Source organism: Agrobacterium sp. GD03872 (assembly GCF_029840625.1).
GTDB classification, from domain to species: domain Bacteria; phylum Pseudomonadota; class Alphaproteobacteria; order Rhizobiales; family Rhizobiaceae; genus Agrobacterium; species Agrobacterium fabrum_A.
The window spans coordinates 36,761-50,784 of record NZ_JAOCCY010000002.1; the positions used below are offsets into that span (position 1 = coordinate 36,761).

Below are 14,024 nucleotides of genomic sequence, written 5' to 3' on the forward strand. Positions count from 1 at the left end.
AGGTCTCGTCGTTCAATTGCTGCATCGGAACGCGGCGACCGTTCATGTCGGTTAACCGCGCCATTGTTCTGTCCGGGCAGCGTCGCGTTCCGCCTGGGGCCGACCGCCAAGGCGGTACTGCTCAAGCATCGTTGCGCGCTTCACTACACCCTCACCCGCCTGCCCTGCAAGCGCACAGGCATGGATAAAAGCATTCTGGCCCATCAACTCGTCCATTTCGGCTCCGCTGAAGAGCCGGAAGGACGGAATTTCGTTGCCGGCATCGCTGCCGAGCGCCCAGGCCTTGCGGGCCTGGTCCAGTTTTCTCACGCCATCTGCCGCAGCATCGGTTGCGTGGAACACGGCAATCGCATTCCCCGAACGGACGGCGGCATCGACCTTCATCGCGCCGCTGATGAACTGGCCCGCCTTGCGCGCCATGTTCATCATCCCGGCAAGCTGCTGCGCCATCAGCCGGTCGAGAAGAGCGAGAAGCTCCGGCCCGGCCTTGACGTCGCGTTTGAGCGCCCGCGCGAAGAGCTTCTTCGCGATGGCTTTCTCGATCAGGGCGCGCTCGGGTGTTACCCAGCAGCCGCGCCCCGGCAATTGGCGTTTCATATCCGGAACGACGCTGCCGTCCGGTCCTGCGACGAAGCGGATCAGCTCATCGGGCGATCCGCTCTGCCGCGTCACAATGCACATACGTCCATTGACGTCGCCCTTGAGCCGCCCGTCGTTATCCGTTTCGGGCAGATCATCCGGCTCATGCGCCTGCGATATCATTCCTGCTCGGCGGTATCCGCCTCCTCGGCAGCCTCAAGATCGGCTTCCTCTTCGGAAGCGAGCTCTTCAGCGGTGATCCAGCCTGCCAGAAGACGGGCCTGCACCACCATGTTCTCGGCTTCGACGCGCGAAACATCGAGCTTGGAGAAGATGCCTTCGAATTTCTTCGTCTCGCCGTCCTTGCGCTCGCTCCAGCCGACCAGATCGTCTGCCGCGCAACCGGCAAAGTCCTCGATGGTCTTGATGCCGTCGTCACCCAGCGCCACCATCATCTGCGAGGTCAGGCCGTCGATCTGGCGCAGCTCGTCGGAAACGCCGAGCTCCTTGCGCTTGGCGTCCATTTCGGCTTCCAGGCGTTCCAGATATTCGCGGGCGCGGGTCTGGATTTCATCGGCGGTGTCTTCATCGAAGCCGTCGATCGAGGAAATTTCGTCGAGGTCGACATAGGCCAGTTCTTCGACCTGCGCGAAGCCTTCCGAAGCCAGAACCTGACCGACCATTTCGTCAACGTCGAGGGCTTCCATGAAGAGGGCCGTGCGCTCGTTGAATTCCTTCTGACGGCGCTCGGATTCTTCCTGCTCGGTCATGATGTCGATATCCCAGCCGGTCAGCTGCGATGCCAGGCGCACGTTCTGGCCGCGGCGGCCGATGGCGAGCGACAGCTGTTCGTCCGGAACCACCACTTCGATACGCTCGGATTCTTCATCCAGAACGACCTTGGCGACTTCCGCCGGCTGCAGGGCGTTGACGATGAAGGAAGCCGGCTCCTGGCTCCACGGAATAATGTCGATCTTTTCGCCCTGAAGTTCGCCGACAACGGCCTGAACACGCGAACCGCGCATACCGACGCAGGCGCCGACCGGATCGATCGACGAGTCGTTCGAGATGACGGCGATCTTGGCGCGCGAACCCGGATCACGGGCAACCGACTTGATCTGGATGATGCCGTCGTAGATCTCAGGGACTTCCATGGTGAAGAGCTTCACCATGAACTGCGGATGGGTACGCGACAGGAAAATCTGCGGGCCGCGCTGTTCGCGGCGAACGTCGTAGACGTAAGCGCGCACACGGTCGCCGTAACGCATGTTTTCCCGCGGGATCATCTCGTCACGACGGATAATGCCTTCGCCACGGCCGAGATCGACGATGACATTGCCATATTCGACGCGCTTGACGGTGCCGTTGACGATTTCGCCGATGCGGTCCTTGAACTCGTCATACTGGCGGTCACGCTCGGCTTCGCGCACCTTCTGCACGATGACCTGCTTGGCGGACTGGGCGGCGATACGGCCGAAATCCATCGGCGGCAGCGGATCGGCGATGAAGTCGCCGAGCTTGGCGTCCGGGTTGCGGTCGCGGGCCAGCTCCAGCGGGATCTGGGTCGAATAGTCCTCGGCGGCCTCGACAACTTCCAGAAGACGCTGCAGGCGGATTTCGCCGGTCTTGGAATTGATGTCGGCACGGATGTTGGTTTCCGAACCATAGCGCGAGCGGGCGGCTTTCTGGATAGCGTCGGCCATTGCGGCAAGCACGATTTCGCGGTCGATGACCTTTTCGCGCGCCACAGCATCGGCGATCTGCAGAAGCTCAAGCCGGTTAGCACTCACTGCCATTTTTCTATCTCCGTAAGTCGCATAATTGCGTTGATCGCCCGTTTTTCGGGCTTTACGTTGGAATTAGTCTTCGTCTGCTTCGTTTTCGTCGTTCTGGTTTGCGGCGGCGGCCTTGGCGGCCTTGTCTGCCCGCAGCGCATCACGAATAAGGTCGTCCGTCAGAATGAGCTTCGCATCGGAAAGCGCGCTGAACGGAATGATGACTGTCGGCTCTTCGCCATAGGCGATCTGGTCGCGTTCCAGCTTGAAGCCGTCAGCACTGACCTCGACGATCTTGCCGCGAAACCGCTTGCGGTTCTCGACCAGAATGGAGGTTTCGACCTTCACCAGATGGCCCTGCCAGCGGGTGAAATCCGATTTACGAACCATCGGCCGGTCGATGCCGGGCGAGGAAACTTCGAGATGATACGCTTTATCGACCGGATCTTCCACATCAAGAACCGGTGAAATCGCCATGGAGACGGCTTCGCAGTCCTCGACGGTCATGGTGCCGTCTTCGCGCTCGGCCATGATCTGAAGCGTCATGCCGTTCTGGTTGGAGAGCCGCACACGCACCAGAAGATATCCCATGCCCGTCAAAACAGGCTCGATGATCTCGGCGATACGCTGGTCGATGCCCGTTTCGGTTATCAGTCGCGGTTCTTGTGCGGTGTCTGCCATCTGGCCTTCCGGTCTTTGATGTTCACCGGGCTTTCTGCCCGTGGTTTCCGGTTCGCCTAACGAAAAAGAGCGGAGCCTTGCGGCCCCACTCTTCATCAAGCGATCAAGAATTTCAGGGGTCATATAGACCCATCGGGGCAGGATTGCAAGGTTTTCGCGGGCGTCTCCGCTTCGGTCGCAACCTCGGCCACATTTTCACCCTTACCATGTCGGAAAGGCTGGCATGATTGCCGGCACTGTCTATAGTTGCCATTCGACAAATCGCAGTTGCATCAAGTGGACAGAGCGTGCCTGACCGTAAATCGCCACTCGCGCCTTTAAGGCATTTGACTTACAGACGAATCTGGATCGCCAGCCTTGCTTCGAATTTCGGCGGACTGATCCAGGCGGTGGGCGCCGCATGGATGATGACGTCGCTCTCAAGTTCGGAAAACATGATCGCGCTGGTGCAGGCCTCCACCTCGCTGCCGATCATGATGTTTTCACTGATTTCAGGCGCGCTGGCCGATAGTTTTGATCGTCGTCGCATCATGATTTCCGCCCAGCTGCTCATGCTGACGGCTTCGATCCTTCTTACGGTTTTTGCATGGTCCGGTTGGCTCACGCCCTGGCTGCTGCTCTTCTTCACTTTCATGATCGGTTGCGGTACCGCGCTCAACAATCCTTCATGGCAGGCTTCCGTTGGCGAAATGGTGCCGCGAGAGGATTTGCCTGCCGCCGTGACGCTGAATAGCGTCGGCTTTAACATCACCCGCAGCGTCGGCCCGGCCATCGGTGGCATCATCGTTGCGGCCGCAGGCGCCGCTGCTGCATTTTTCGTGAATGCGCTCAGTTATTTCACCCTGATCTACGCGCTGTTTCGCTGGCAGCCGCCAAAATATGCCTCGACATTGCCGCGCGAACAGCTTCTCGCCGCCATTTCGGCTGGCATGCGTTACGTGGCCATGTCGCCCAATATCGGCAAGGTGCTGGTGCGCGGCTTTCTCTTCGGTCTTTCCGCCAGCGCCATCCTCGCTTTGATGCCGATCGTCGCCCGCGATCTGGTGGAAGGCGGCCCGTTGACTTACGGCGTCATGCTGGGTGCATTTGGTGTCGGCGCCATTGGCGGAGCGCTCATCAGCGCCCGGCTGAGGGAAGTCATGTCCAGCGAATGGATCGTGCGCGTCGCCTTTTTAGGCTTCGCCTTCAGCTCCGGCGTGACGGCAATCAGTACGAGCGCCATCATCACGTCCCTTGTCCTGACGGTTGCCGGTGCCTGCTGGGTTCTGGCGCTTTCGCTGTTCAACACCATCGTCCAGCTCTCCACCCCGCGCTGGGTGGTTGGTCGCGCGCTCTCGCTTTACCAGACGCTGACCTTTGGCGGCATTGCGGTGGGCAGCTGGCTGTGGGGTGAACTCGCGGAAGATTACGGCATTTCCTACTCGCTTCTCTGTTCCTGCGTGCTGATGCTGCTTGGCGTGGTCGTCGGCCTCAAGCTCGCCATGCCCGCCTTCGCCTCGCTCAATCTCGATCCGCTCAATCGCTTCGTGGAGCCGCCGCTGAGGCTGGATATCAAGCCGCGCAGCGGCCCCATCGCCATTCTCATCGACTATGAAATCCATGATGAGGACCTCGGCGAATTCCTGCCGCTGATGGCCGAGCGCCGCCGTATCCGCATCCGGGACGGTGCCCGCAACTGGAACCTGATGCGCGATCTGGAAAACCCCGACATCTGGACCGAAAGCTACCATGTGCCGACCTGGGTGGAATATGTCCGCCACAACCACCGCCGCACCCAGGCGGATGCGGAGGCCTGGGACCGGCTGCTTGAGCTTCATCGCGGCAAGACGCGGCCACGCGTGCACCGGATGATCGAGCGGCAGACCATTCCGCCAACCGACGATATCTTCCACAAGCCCCATACCGATCAGCATTGAGAGGCTGGGAGAGGCAGAAACGGGTCAGGTAAAAAGGCTGTTGATGGCCCTTGCCATAACCCTCGACGTCATCCTCGGGCTTGTCCCGAGGATCCAACCACGTATCGTTAAATCAATCGGTTGCAAATGCTCGGGACAAGCCCGAGCATGACGACGGAGAGGTTTTCCGACGTCGCCCGTAACGTGCTATTTCAGCTTAGCCTTCAGGCTTGCATCTGGAAAACACGTCGGTGAAAGCCCGTTCTTGGCCTGCCAGTCGCCGAGTGAGCGGCGCGTCTTGAAACCGGCCAGCCCATCTGCCTTGCCGACATCGTAACCCTTGGCCACCAGCGCCTTCTGCATGGCGAGAACATCCGAGCGCAGCATCGATCCGACATTGCCCCATTCACCCTTGAACGGGCCCGCCCCATGGGCGATGCGGTCGGCGAGATTGCCGATGAACAGCGCGTAGAGATCGGAATTGTTATATTCCTTGATGACGTAGAAATTCGGCGTCACCACAAATTCCGGCCCATGCCGTCCGGCCGGCACCAGCATCATGCCATCGGCGGATAGGTCATTGGACGGGAAGGCTTTTCCGGAAACGCGGGTAATGCCCATCTTCGCCCAGTCGGCCACCGGCCGGGCAAGATCAGGGCCTTCCTGCGCGCAGGAGACATTGGCGGGGATCGCAACTTCGAAACCCCAGTCGCGATTTCTCTGCCAGCCGCGCTGGGAAAGATAGTTCGCTATGGATGCCAGCGCATCCGGCACGGAATTCCAGATATCGCGATGGCCGTCGCCATCGAAATCAACCGCATATTTGAGATAGCTCGACGGCATGAATTGCGGCTGGCCGAGCGCGCCGGCCCAGGAGCCCATCATGCGCGAGGCTGCGATATCGCCGCTTTCGACGATCTTCAGCGCATCGATCAGCTCGGTGCGGAACATCTCCTTACGGGTGGACATATAGGCTTTCGTGGCCAGCACATCGACCACGGAATGCGGCAGTTTCGCTCGGCCAAAACCGGATTCGCGGCCCCAGATCGCAACGACGATATCGCCGGGCACGCCGTATTTCGCCTCGATCCTGCGCAGCGTCGCCGCATGGGTGGCGGCAAGAGAGCGGCCGGTGCCCGCCAATCCCTGCAGCCGTTTTTCGGAGAAATAGGCGCCCGGCGAGGAGAATTCCGCCTGACTCTGGCTCTGCTCCTTCGGTGGCTTCTGGCCGGGAATGACAAGATCGGGCAGGTTCCAGCTGATGGACAGACCGCTGAGCGTAGCTTCAAGCGTCTTTTGCGAAATGCCGGCCTTACGGGCTTCTGGCCAGATTTCCTTTTTCAGCCAGGCATTAAATTCAGCGTCATATCGGGCTGCCGCTGCTCCTGTCGGTGCCGATTGCGCCAAGGCCGTCGTTGCTGAAAAAACGGAAAGAAGTGCAGCCAGTGCCTTCGGGGCAAAATGGTTTCGCATTCGGTCTCCTCTTTGAATGACGGGGAGGGAGGGTGGCTTCAGATCGTCGTGCGCGCCCGAAGCGCCGCCGTCAATGTGCCCTCGTCGAGATAATCGAGTTCACCGCCCACCGGCACGCCATGCGCAAGCCGGGTGATCTTGATGTCGAGACCGGAAAGGCGGTCGGTGATGTAGTGGGCGGTCGCCTGCCCCTCCACCGTCGCATTGACGGCGATGATAAGCTCGCGGATACCGCCGGCGCTGACACGGTCGATCAGGCCCTTGATATTCAGGTCCTCGGGCCCGACGCCGTCGAGCGGCGAAAGCGTGCCACCCAGCACGTGATAGGCGGTGTTCATCGCGCCCGTCCGCTCCAGCGCCCACAGATCCGACACGTCTTCCACCACGATGATGACCGACTGGTCGCGCCGGTCGTCGGCGCAGACGGTGCAGGGATCGATTGTATCGACATTGCCGCAGCAGGAGCAGATCTTCACCTTGTCATAGGCCTCGCCCATGGCATGGCCGAGAGGCCCAAGAAGCTGTTCCTTCTTCTTGATGAGATGCAACGCCGCCCGCCGCGCCGAGCGGGGGCCAAGCCCCGGCACTTTTGCCAGAAGCTGGATCAGTTTTTCAATTTCAGGACCGGTGACTCGTTTTGCCATGAGCGTTTTCTACTGCATAAATCGGGAAACGGGAATCATGAAGCGCAAAGGGCAGTCCATGAAAATACGGGCGGTGTGCCGGGGCGAGGCAAAAAGCCTGCCGGGAAAGACGATGAAGACGGGTATCTTCAAGCATCCCGTCCACGGCCCGGTCATGGTTGATGCGGAGGGTATCGTCAGCGATGCCGTCTGCAATCGCAAACATCACGGCGGGCCGGATCAGGCGATTTACGTCATGGGGTCCGTCGATCTCGATTTCTGGTCGCACTCTCTGGGCTTTGTCGTCGAAGCCGGGTTTTTTGGCGAAAACCTCGTGCTTGATGGCGTCGACAGCGCAAAACTCCATGTCGGCGACAGGTTCTTGGCCCACGAAGTCGTGCTGGAGGTAACCGCCGCCCGCATTCCCTGCGCCACTTTGTCGGCCCGCATCGGCGATCCCGATTTCGCACCGCGCTTCCGGCAGGCGGGCCAGCCGGGTTTTTATTGCCGGGTGCTGAAAGGCGGAATGCTTGCTGCCGGGGAGGATATCGCCTTCGAACCCTATCGGGGAACGAAACTGCCGATACCGACCATTCTCCAGCACTTCCGCCCCATGCAGCTCGATGCAGCCGAACGCAGGGCCTATCTCGAAACGCCGCTTGCAAGCCGGTTTCGCGCGATGCTGGAAGCCTAGACCCATTCTAGACGCGAGGACGGCGTGCATCACGCCATCCTCTTCGGTCGGATTATATCAGAACGGGAATTTCATGCCGGGCGGCAGCGGCAGACCCGCGGTCAGGCCCGCCATCTTTTCTTGCGCCTGTGCTTCGCCCTTTTCCTTGGCGTCCTTGTGGGCAGCCACGATCAGGTCTTCGAGGATTTCCACCTCGTCTTCCTTGAACAGCGAAGGATCGATTTTCAGGCCGCGCATTTCGCCCTTGCCGTTGAGAATGACGGTCACCAGACCGCCACCGGCCCTGCCTTCGACTTCAAGGGCGGCGATTTCTTCCTGCACCTTCTCCATCTTGGACTGCATTTCCTTGACCTTGCCCATCATGCCCATGATGTCACGCATGTGCCAATCTCCTGTTCTTTTTGTTTAAAACTCGATGTCGTCGCCGGGAAGGATGTCGCCTTCGCTCGATTCGGCAACCGATGGCGGCGCGATCTCTTCCGCCTCATCCTGTGCGGCGGCGCGGATGCGCACGTCGGTGATCTTTGCGCCGGGAAACTGCGCCAGAATGGCGGCAACGTCAGGATCCTGACGCGCATCGACAAGACGGGCGTCGCGGGCGTTGCCTTCGGCTTCAACAAGGGTCGGCTCGCCCTGTTCCCTGCTGAGGCTGATGATCCAGTGGATACCGGTCCATTCCTTGAGCTTGACGCCAAGTTCGCCGGGCAGCGATCCGGGCGCGCCTTCGCCGAGGCGCATATCAAGCCGGCCGGGCTCCAGCCGCACCAGCCGCACAAAGTTGCGCACCTTCGCCCGCATGACGGGATCGCGGTTCTTCTGGCAGAGATCGGCAATATCCTGCACCGAATTGACGGGAACCTTCGGCTCCGGCCGCTCTTCGGTTTTCGGTGCCGCGACCTGCATCTCCTGCGGGCGGCTGTCTGGAACGGCGCGCAGCACGGCGGAGGTCTGCGGTGTTGGCTGGCGCTGGGCGGGAAGATCGACAGGTCTTCCCGCGGCCACGGCCTGTCCTGACGAATAGGCGCGCGCACCGCCGCCATTGCCGCCGCCCGAAGGTCCACCATTGGCGTAACCGCCGTCACCGTTCGAAAGCTCCGCCAAGCGCCGCGCGGCATCTTCAGGTGCGGGCAGATTGGCGGCATGCGAAAGCCGGATCAGCACCATTTCGGCCGCACCGGCCGGGCGCGAGGCGTTTTCCGTTTCCGGAATGCCTTTCAGCAGCATCTGCCAGATGCGCGACAGCGCCGTCACGGCAATCGTCTCGGCGAATTCCGCGCCGCGCACGCGCTCGATCTCGGAAAGCGAGGGGTCTTCCGCCGCGTCAGGCACATATTTCATGCGGGTGACGAGATGGGTGAAATCGGCAAGATCGTTCAACACGACGACAGGGTTCGCGCCCGCCTCATATTGTCCGTTGAATTCCGAAAGGGCTGCCGCAACATCGCCTTTGACGACGTGCTGGAAGAGATCGACGATACGTGCACGGTCGGCAAGGCCGAGCATGCCGCGCACCGCTTCCGCCTCCACGCGCCCGCCGCCATGGGCAATCGCCTGATCGAGCAGCGAAAGGCCGTCACGGGCGGAACCTTCGGCAGCGCGGGCGATCATCGACAGCGCCTGCGGATCGGCTTCGAAACCTTCCTTGCCGGCAATGGCGGTGAACAGGCCTACCAGATCGGCGGCGCTGATGCGGCGCAGATCGAAACGCTGGCAGCGCGACAGAACCGTGATCGGAACCTTGCGGATTTCGGTGGTTGCAAAGATGAATTTCACATGTTCCGGCGGCTCTTCAAGGGTCTTCAGAAGACCGTTGAAAGCCTGCGTCGAGAGCATGTGCACTTCGTCGATGATATAGACCTTGTAGCGTGCCGAAACCGGGCGGTAACGCACCTGCTCGATGATCTCGCGAATATCGTCGATGCCGGTATGGGAGGCGGCGTCCATCTCGATCACGTCGACATGCCGGCCTTCCATGATCGCCTGGCAATGTTCACCGGGAATGCGCAGATCGATGGTCGGCTTGTCGATGGTATCGGTCTTGTAATTCAGCGCGCGGGCGAGAATGCGGGCCGTGGTCGTCTTGCCCACACCGCGAACGCCGGTCAGCATATAGGCCTGCGCGATACGGCCGGTCTCAAACGCGTTGGTCAGCGTGCGGACCATCGGCTCCTGGCCGACCATCAGATCGGAAAAATCCTTGGGGCGATATTTGCGCGCCAGTACCCGGTAGCCGGTCCCGACCTGGGATTCGCTTGATGTGGTGGGTACGGTGTCGCTCATTGCCTCGCCAGTTTGTTTTGCCAGTTTGTCTTGGGGCGCTGAACTGGCCCGGCGAAAGCTGAGCACGTCTTTTAAAAAAGGGTGGGAGGCTGGCACGGCGACCCGTGCCGGGCTCGTTAGGGCTGCTTCCTTCCGGACCTGACCCGGTTGGCGAGTGGCTCGTCCACCACCAACCTCCCGGGGCCACATATCGGCAATATCGAAAGCAAATGCAAGCCAAGCCTTCAAAAAACTGCTATCACAATGAAAACAAACATGGAGGACACCTTGGAGACATTCCGGCTGGACGACAGGCTGGCGCGCGACAGCGTGCTTGTGACGCGTTTGGGACTATGTGAACTGCGTTTGCAAAACGACAACCGCTGGCCCTGGCTGGTGCTGGTGCCGCAGCGAGACGGCGTCAGCGAATTGTTCGATCTCACCCCGCTTGATCAGGCCGTGCTGACATTCGAGACCAATCTCGTCGCGTCCGCCTTGAAAGAAATCACCGGAGCCACCAAGATCAATGTCGGTGCTTTGGGCAATATCGTCCGGCAGCTTCATGTGCACATTATCGCCCGCAATGAAGGCGACACCTGCTGGCCGGGTCCCATCTGGGGTCACGGAACGCCTGTGCCCTATGCCGCGGGCGAAAAGGAAAGTTTGATGAAAAAAATCTCCGGCGCGCTCTGATGATATCAATGAAAATTTTTGAAACCACTGCCCCCCATGCCGAAGCAAGCCTGCTGACAGCCTTTTCCAAGAACGCCCTCGACCGTTTCGCCGAAAAACGGTCGGAAGAATGCGTGGCCGATGCGCTGAAGGTCGATGGCACCCATATTTTCGCTTTCTCGGGCAACCGTCTTGTCCTGAAGCATGACGAGCAGGTGATCGATCCCCTGTTTTCCGCCTATGAGCTGGCTGAACTGCAGCCGGATTTCGACAATGCCGTGCTGCTCGGATATCGCGAAACCGGCGAGCCGAGAATTGCGGTGCCGGTTGCCGTTGCCGAGGATCAGCTCGCGAGCCACTACAAGCTCGCCGACGCCCGCACGCTTTATCGCGACCATCTTCTCGATGAGGAATTGCTGAGCGAGGTCGCCCAGGCCGTCAGCCTTACCCACTGGAACGCCGACAATCGGTTTTGTGGAAAGTGCGGCGGCACCATGGAGCTGCGCATCGGCGGCTACAAGCGTATCTGCGCCGCCTGCAGCCATACCATTTTCCCGCGCACCGATCCCGTTGTCATCATGATGACCATCGATATCGAGCGCGACCTCTGCCTGCTTGGTCGCGGTGCGCATTTTGCGCCGGGCATGTATTCGTGCCTTGCCGGTTTTGTGGAGCCGGGCGAAACCATCGAGCAGGCCGTCCGCCGCGAAACGCATGAGGAATCCGGTGTTGAAGTCGGTCGCGTACGCTATCACGCATCGCAGCCCTGGCCGATGCCGCATACGCTGATGATCGGCTGTTATGCCGAGGCATTGTCTTTCGATATTGCCCGCGATGAGATCGAACTGGAGGATTGCCGCTGGTTCACGCGGGCGGAAGTCGCCAAGATGCTGGAAACGGCAACGGGTGAGGGCTTTTCCGCGCCTCCCGGTGGCGCCATCGCGCATCGGCTGATGCGCGATTGGGTGGAATGGACGAAATAATCGGGTTCGGCAGGCTCAACCCTGGTTGAGCTTGCCGCGCATCGCATGGCCCTTGTAGACACCGAGAATGCGGACTTTTTCCGAGAAGAAGCGCAGCTCGTCCAGCGCATGCCGCACCGGCTCGTCATCGGGATGGCCTTCGATATCGGCATAAAACTGCGTCGCCACGAATTTGCCGCCGAGCTGGTAGCTTTCGAGCTTCGTCATGTTGATGCCGTTGGTCGCGAAACCGCCCATGGCCTTGTAGAGCGCGGCCGGGATGTTGCGAACATTGAAGACAAAGGTCGTGACGACGATTTCGTCGTTTGTCTGGCGCCTGGCCCAGTTTTCATCGCGGGAAAGCACCACGAAGCGCGTGACGTTGTTTTCCGAATCCTCGACATTTTCCGCGAGAATATCGAGACCGTAGAGGCTGGCGGCAAGACGCGGCGCAAGGGCCGCCATGCTGCGGTCGCCCTTTTCGGACACGAGCCTTGCGGCGCCCGCCGTATCGCCGGCGATGACGGGCTTCCAGCCGTTCGAACGGATGATCTTGCGGCACTGGCCAAGCGCATGGATGTGGCTGTGGACGGTGCGGATTTCATCCTTTTTCACGCCCGGCATCACCATCAGCTGAAAGCGGATCGGCATGAAATATTCGCCGATGATGTGCAGGCGCGATTCCGGCAGCAGGTGATGAATATCTGCGACACGGCCGGCCAGCGTGTTCTCGATCGGGATCATGCCGAGATCGGCTTCGCCATTTTCAATGGCGTTGAAGGCATCCTCGAATGTCGGGCACGGCAAAGGCTCCATATCAGGGAACATGTCGCGGCAGGCCATGTCGGAATTCGCGCCGAATTCGCCCTGGAAGGCAATGCGATTTGTGCTCAAGGTCATGGGACTGTCCGTTAGAGGGTTCTGCTTGCGAGAATTTTGCGGGCTTTTTCCAGATCGTGCGGCGTGTCGACGCCGAGCGGCACGGAACTGACGATTTCGGCGTCGATGCGCATCCCCGCTTCCAGCGCGCGCAGCTGTTCCAGCCGCTCGCGTTTTTCCAGCGGCGAGGGCGGCAGGCTCACGAATGTCTCCAGCGCGGCGCGGCGATAGGTATAAAGTCCGATGTGATGATAAAGCGGGCCGTCGCCATAGGGGGCGGTGGTGCGGGTGAAATAAAGCGCGCGCAACCGCGTCTCGGAAAGCGGGCTGCCCACCACTTTCACCACGTTCGGATTGGTCTTTTCCTCTTCGTCGGTGATTTCGACCGTCAGTGTCGCAATATCGACGGCGGCATTCTCCAGCGGGCGCAGCGAAGCGCGGATCGTCTCCGCTTCGATGGTCGGAAGGTCGCCCTGGACGTTGATGACATATTCCGCCTTGCCATAGGGGTCGGCCTTTTGCAGAGCCTCGAAAATGCGGTCCGAGCCGGACTGGTGGTCGTCGCGGGTCATCATCACGTCGAAGCCGGCATTTTTGACGGCCGAAAACACCTGTTCGTCATCGACCGCAACGACAATTCGCTCCGCACCGGCTTCGCGCGCCCGCAGGGCAACCTGCACGATCATCGGCTTGCCGCCAATGTCGGCGAGCGGCTTGCCGGGCAGGCGTGTGGACGCCATCCGCGCCGGTATGAGGACGACAGCTTTCTCGAATTCCCGATTCTTCATCCGACACCCTTCAAATCCCGCCCGAAAAGTGTCAAAACGTCACGGTGTGGGGAGCATTATTCAAGTTGCGCAGGCTGTGCAAAAGCCATAGCTTTCGAGCAATTTCAAGATGCCCGTTATATCAAGCGGATGCGAGGGAGCGCATATAGATGAATTCTTATGTAAATATGGGCGTTGGGGCGTTGCTTGGCACGGTTTTCGTCCTGATGTCGGTGTCGATTGCGTCTGAGGGCATTTTCCATGCGCCTGCGCCCGAAAAGGAAGGTTACGCCATTGCCGCAGCAGAGAGCGGCGGTGAGGCTGGCGGCGGGGAAGCTGCTGCCGTGGCGACGCCGATCGCGCAATTGCTTGCCAGCGCCGATGCCGCCAAGGGCGAGACGGTCTTCAAGAAGTGTACGAGCTGTCATACCGGAGAGAGTGGTGGTGCAAACAAGGTCGGCCCCAATCTCTTCGATATCGTCAACCGGCCGATCGCCAGCCATGAAGGTTTCAGCTATTCCGCAGGGATGAAGGATTTCTCCAAGGGCGGTTCCGTGCATTGGGATTACGATCATCTCAGCTTCTTCCTCGAAGCTCCCAAGAAACACGTCCCCGGCACGGCCATGGGCTTTGCGGGTGTGAAGAAGGAAACGGAACGCGCCGATCTCATCGCTTATCTGCGGACGCTGTCGGCCAACCCGGCGCCGCTTCCGGATCCTGCTGCGGCTCCCGCGCCGACAAACTGATTGTCATGATGATTTCATG

At 60.3% G+C, this 14,024-nt stretch carries 14 protein-coding genes and 1 other RNA gene; 5 read left to right on the forward strand and 10 right to left on the reverse strand.

Annotation, left to right across the window (positions count from 1 at the left end; all coding sequences use genetic code 11):
• Positions 1 to 51 precede the first annotated feature (51 nt).
• From N5D22_RS04100 to rimP, 3 genes are all read right to left on the reverse strand, one after another.
• Entirely contained in the window at positions 52 to 762 is a 711-nt protein-coding gene (locus N5D22_RS04100) for an RNA-binding protein (protein WP_279654509.1), read from the reverse strand.
• Complete coding sequence (nusA, locus tag N5D22_RS04105; RefSeq protein WP_279654510.1) at positions 759 to 2,375, reverse strand: transcription termination factor NusA; 1,617 nt, start codon at positions 2,373 to 2,375, stop codon at positions 759 to 761. Before nusA ends, N5D22_RS04100 begins: the two co-directional genes overlap by 4 nt.
• Positions 2,376 to 2,438: 63 nt before the next feature.
• Positions 2,439 to 3,035: a ribosome maturation factor RimP gene (gene rimP, locus N5D22_RS04110; protein WP_279654511.1), complete on the reverse strand. Its 597-nt coding sequence runs from the start codon at positions 3,033 to 3,035 to the stop codon at positions 2,439 to 2,441.
• A 287-nt stretch (positions 3,036 to 3,322) separates the two neighbouring features.
• Here rimP and N5D22_RS04115 point away from each other — a divergent pair, with 287 nt between their 5' ends.
• The gene (locus tag N5D22_RS04115) at positions 3,323 to 4,951 is read left to right on the forward strand and encodes an MFS transporter (RefSeq protein WP_279654512.1); all 1,629 of its coding nucleotides are present in this window, start codon (positions 3,323 to 3,325) and stop codon (positions 4,949 to 4,951) included.
• Between the two features lie 186 nt (positions 4,952 to 5,137).
• Here the strand turns inward: N5D22_RS04115 and N5D22_RS04120 are convergent, their stop codons facing one another.
• On the reverse strand, positions 5,138 to 6,403 hold the full coding sequence (locus N5D22_RS04120) for a lytic murein transglycosylase (RefSeq protein ID WP_279654513.1): 1,266 nt from the start codon (positions 6,401 to 6,403) through the stop codon (positions 5,138 to 5,140).
• Positions 6,404 to 6,441: 38 nt separating this feature from the next.
• Positions 6,442 to 7,047 (reverse strand): recombination mediator RecR, encoded by a 606-nt coding sequence (gene recR / locus N5D22_RS04125; protein ID WP_003507177.1) that lies wholly within the window; start codon positions 7,045 to 7,047, stop codon positions 6,442 to 6,444.
• Between the two features lie 37 nt (positions 7,048 to 7,084).
• Here recR and N5D22_RS04130 point away from each other — a divergent pair, with 37 nt between their 5' ends.
• Positions 7,085 to 7,720 (forward strand): MOSC domain-containing protein, encoded by a 636-nt coding sequence (locus N5D22_RS04130; RefSeq protein ID WP_279654514.1) that lies wholly within the window; start codon positions 7,085 to 7,087, stop codon positions 7,718 to 7,720.
• 57 nt (positions 7,721 to 7,777) lie between these two features.
• On the opposite strand, the gene N5D22_RS04135 is transcribed toward N5D22_RS04130, so the two are convergent.
• The 3 genes from N5D22_RS04135 to ffs form a co-directional block, all read right to left on the reverse strand.
• Entirely contained in the window at positions 7,778 to 8,101 is a 324-nt protein-coding gene (locus N5D22_RS04135) for a YbaB/EbfC family nucleoid-associated protein (RefSeq protein ID WP_003507179.1), read from the reverse strand.
• 24 nt (positions 8,102 to 8,125) lie between these two features.
• A complete protein-coding gene (locus N5D22_RS04140) occupies positions 8,126 to 10,000 on the reverse strand; it encodes a DNA polymerase III subunit gamma/tau (protein ID WP_279654515.1) in 1,875 nt (624 codons plus the stop codon).
• Positions 10,001 to 10,081: 81 nt separating this feature from the next.
• An RNA gene (gene ffs / locus N5D22_RS04145) (signal recognition particle sRNA small type) lies at positions 10,082 to 10,178 on the reverse strand.
• Between the two features lie 65 nt (positions 10,179 to 10,243).
• Here ffs and N5D22_RS04150 point away from each other — a divergent pair.
• Together N5D22_RS04150 and nudC are read left to right on the forward strand one after the other, a co-directional pair.
• On the forward strand, positions 10,244 to 10,672 hold the full coding sequence (locus tag N5D22_RS04150; RefSeq protein WP_065654787.1) for an HIT family protein: 429 nt from the start codon (positions 10,244 to 10,246) through the stop codon (positions 10,670 to 10,672).
• Positions 10,672 to 11,634, forward strand: coding sequence for an NAD(+) diphosphatase (gene nudC / locus N5D22_RS04155; protein WP_279654516.1), 963 nt, complete (start codon positions 10,672 to 10,674; stop codon positions 11,632 to 11,634). The genes N5D22_RS04150 and nudC overlap by 1 nt, the downstream gene beginning before the upstream one ends.
• Positions 11,635 to 11,649: 15 nt before the next feature.
• On the opposite strand, the gene N5D22_RS04160 is transcribed toward nudC, so the two are convergent.
• Positions 11,650 to 12,513, reverse strand: a complete 864-nt coding sequence (locus N5D22_RS04160) for a prephenate dehydratase (RefSeq protein WP_279654517.1) — start codon at positions 12,511 to 12,513, stop codon at positions 11,650 to 11,652.
• Between the two features lie 11 nt (positions 12,514 to 12,524).
• Positions 12,525 to 13,280: a 3-deoxy-manno-octulosonate cytidylyltransferase gene (locus tag N5D22_RS04165; protein ID WP_279654518.1), complete on the reverse strand. Its 756-nt coding sequence runs from the start codon at positions 13,278 to 13,280 to the stop codon at positions 12,525 to 12,527.
• Between the two features lie 149 nt (positions 13,281 to 13,429).
• Here N5D22_RS04165 and N5D22_RS04170 point away from each other — a divergent pair, with 149 nt between their 5' ends.
• Positions 13,430 to 14,005: a cytochrome c family protein gene (locus N5D22_RS04170; protein WP_279654519.1), complete on the forward strand. Its 576-nt coding sequence runs from the start codon at positions 13,430 to 13,432 to the stop codon at positions 14,003 to 14,005.
• Positions 14,006 to 14,024: the final 19 nt, after the last annotated feature.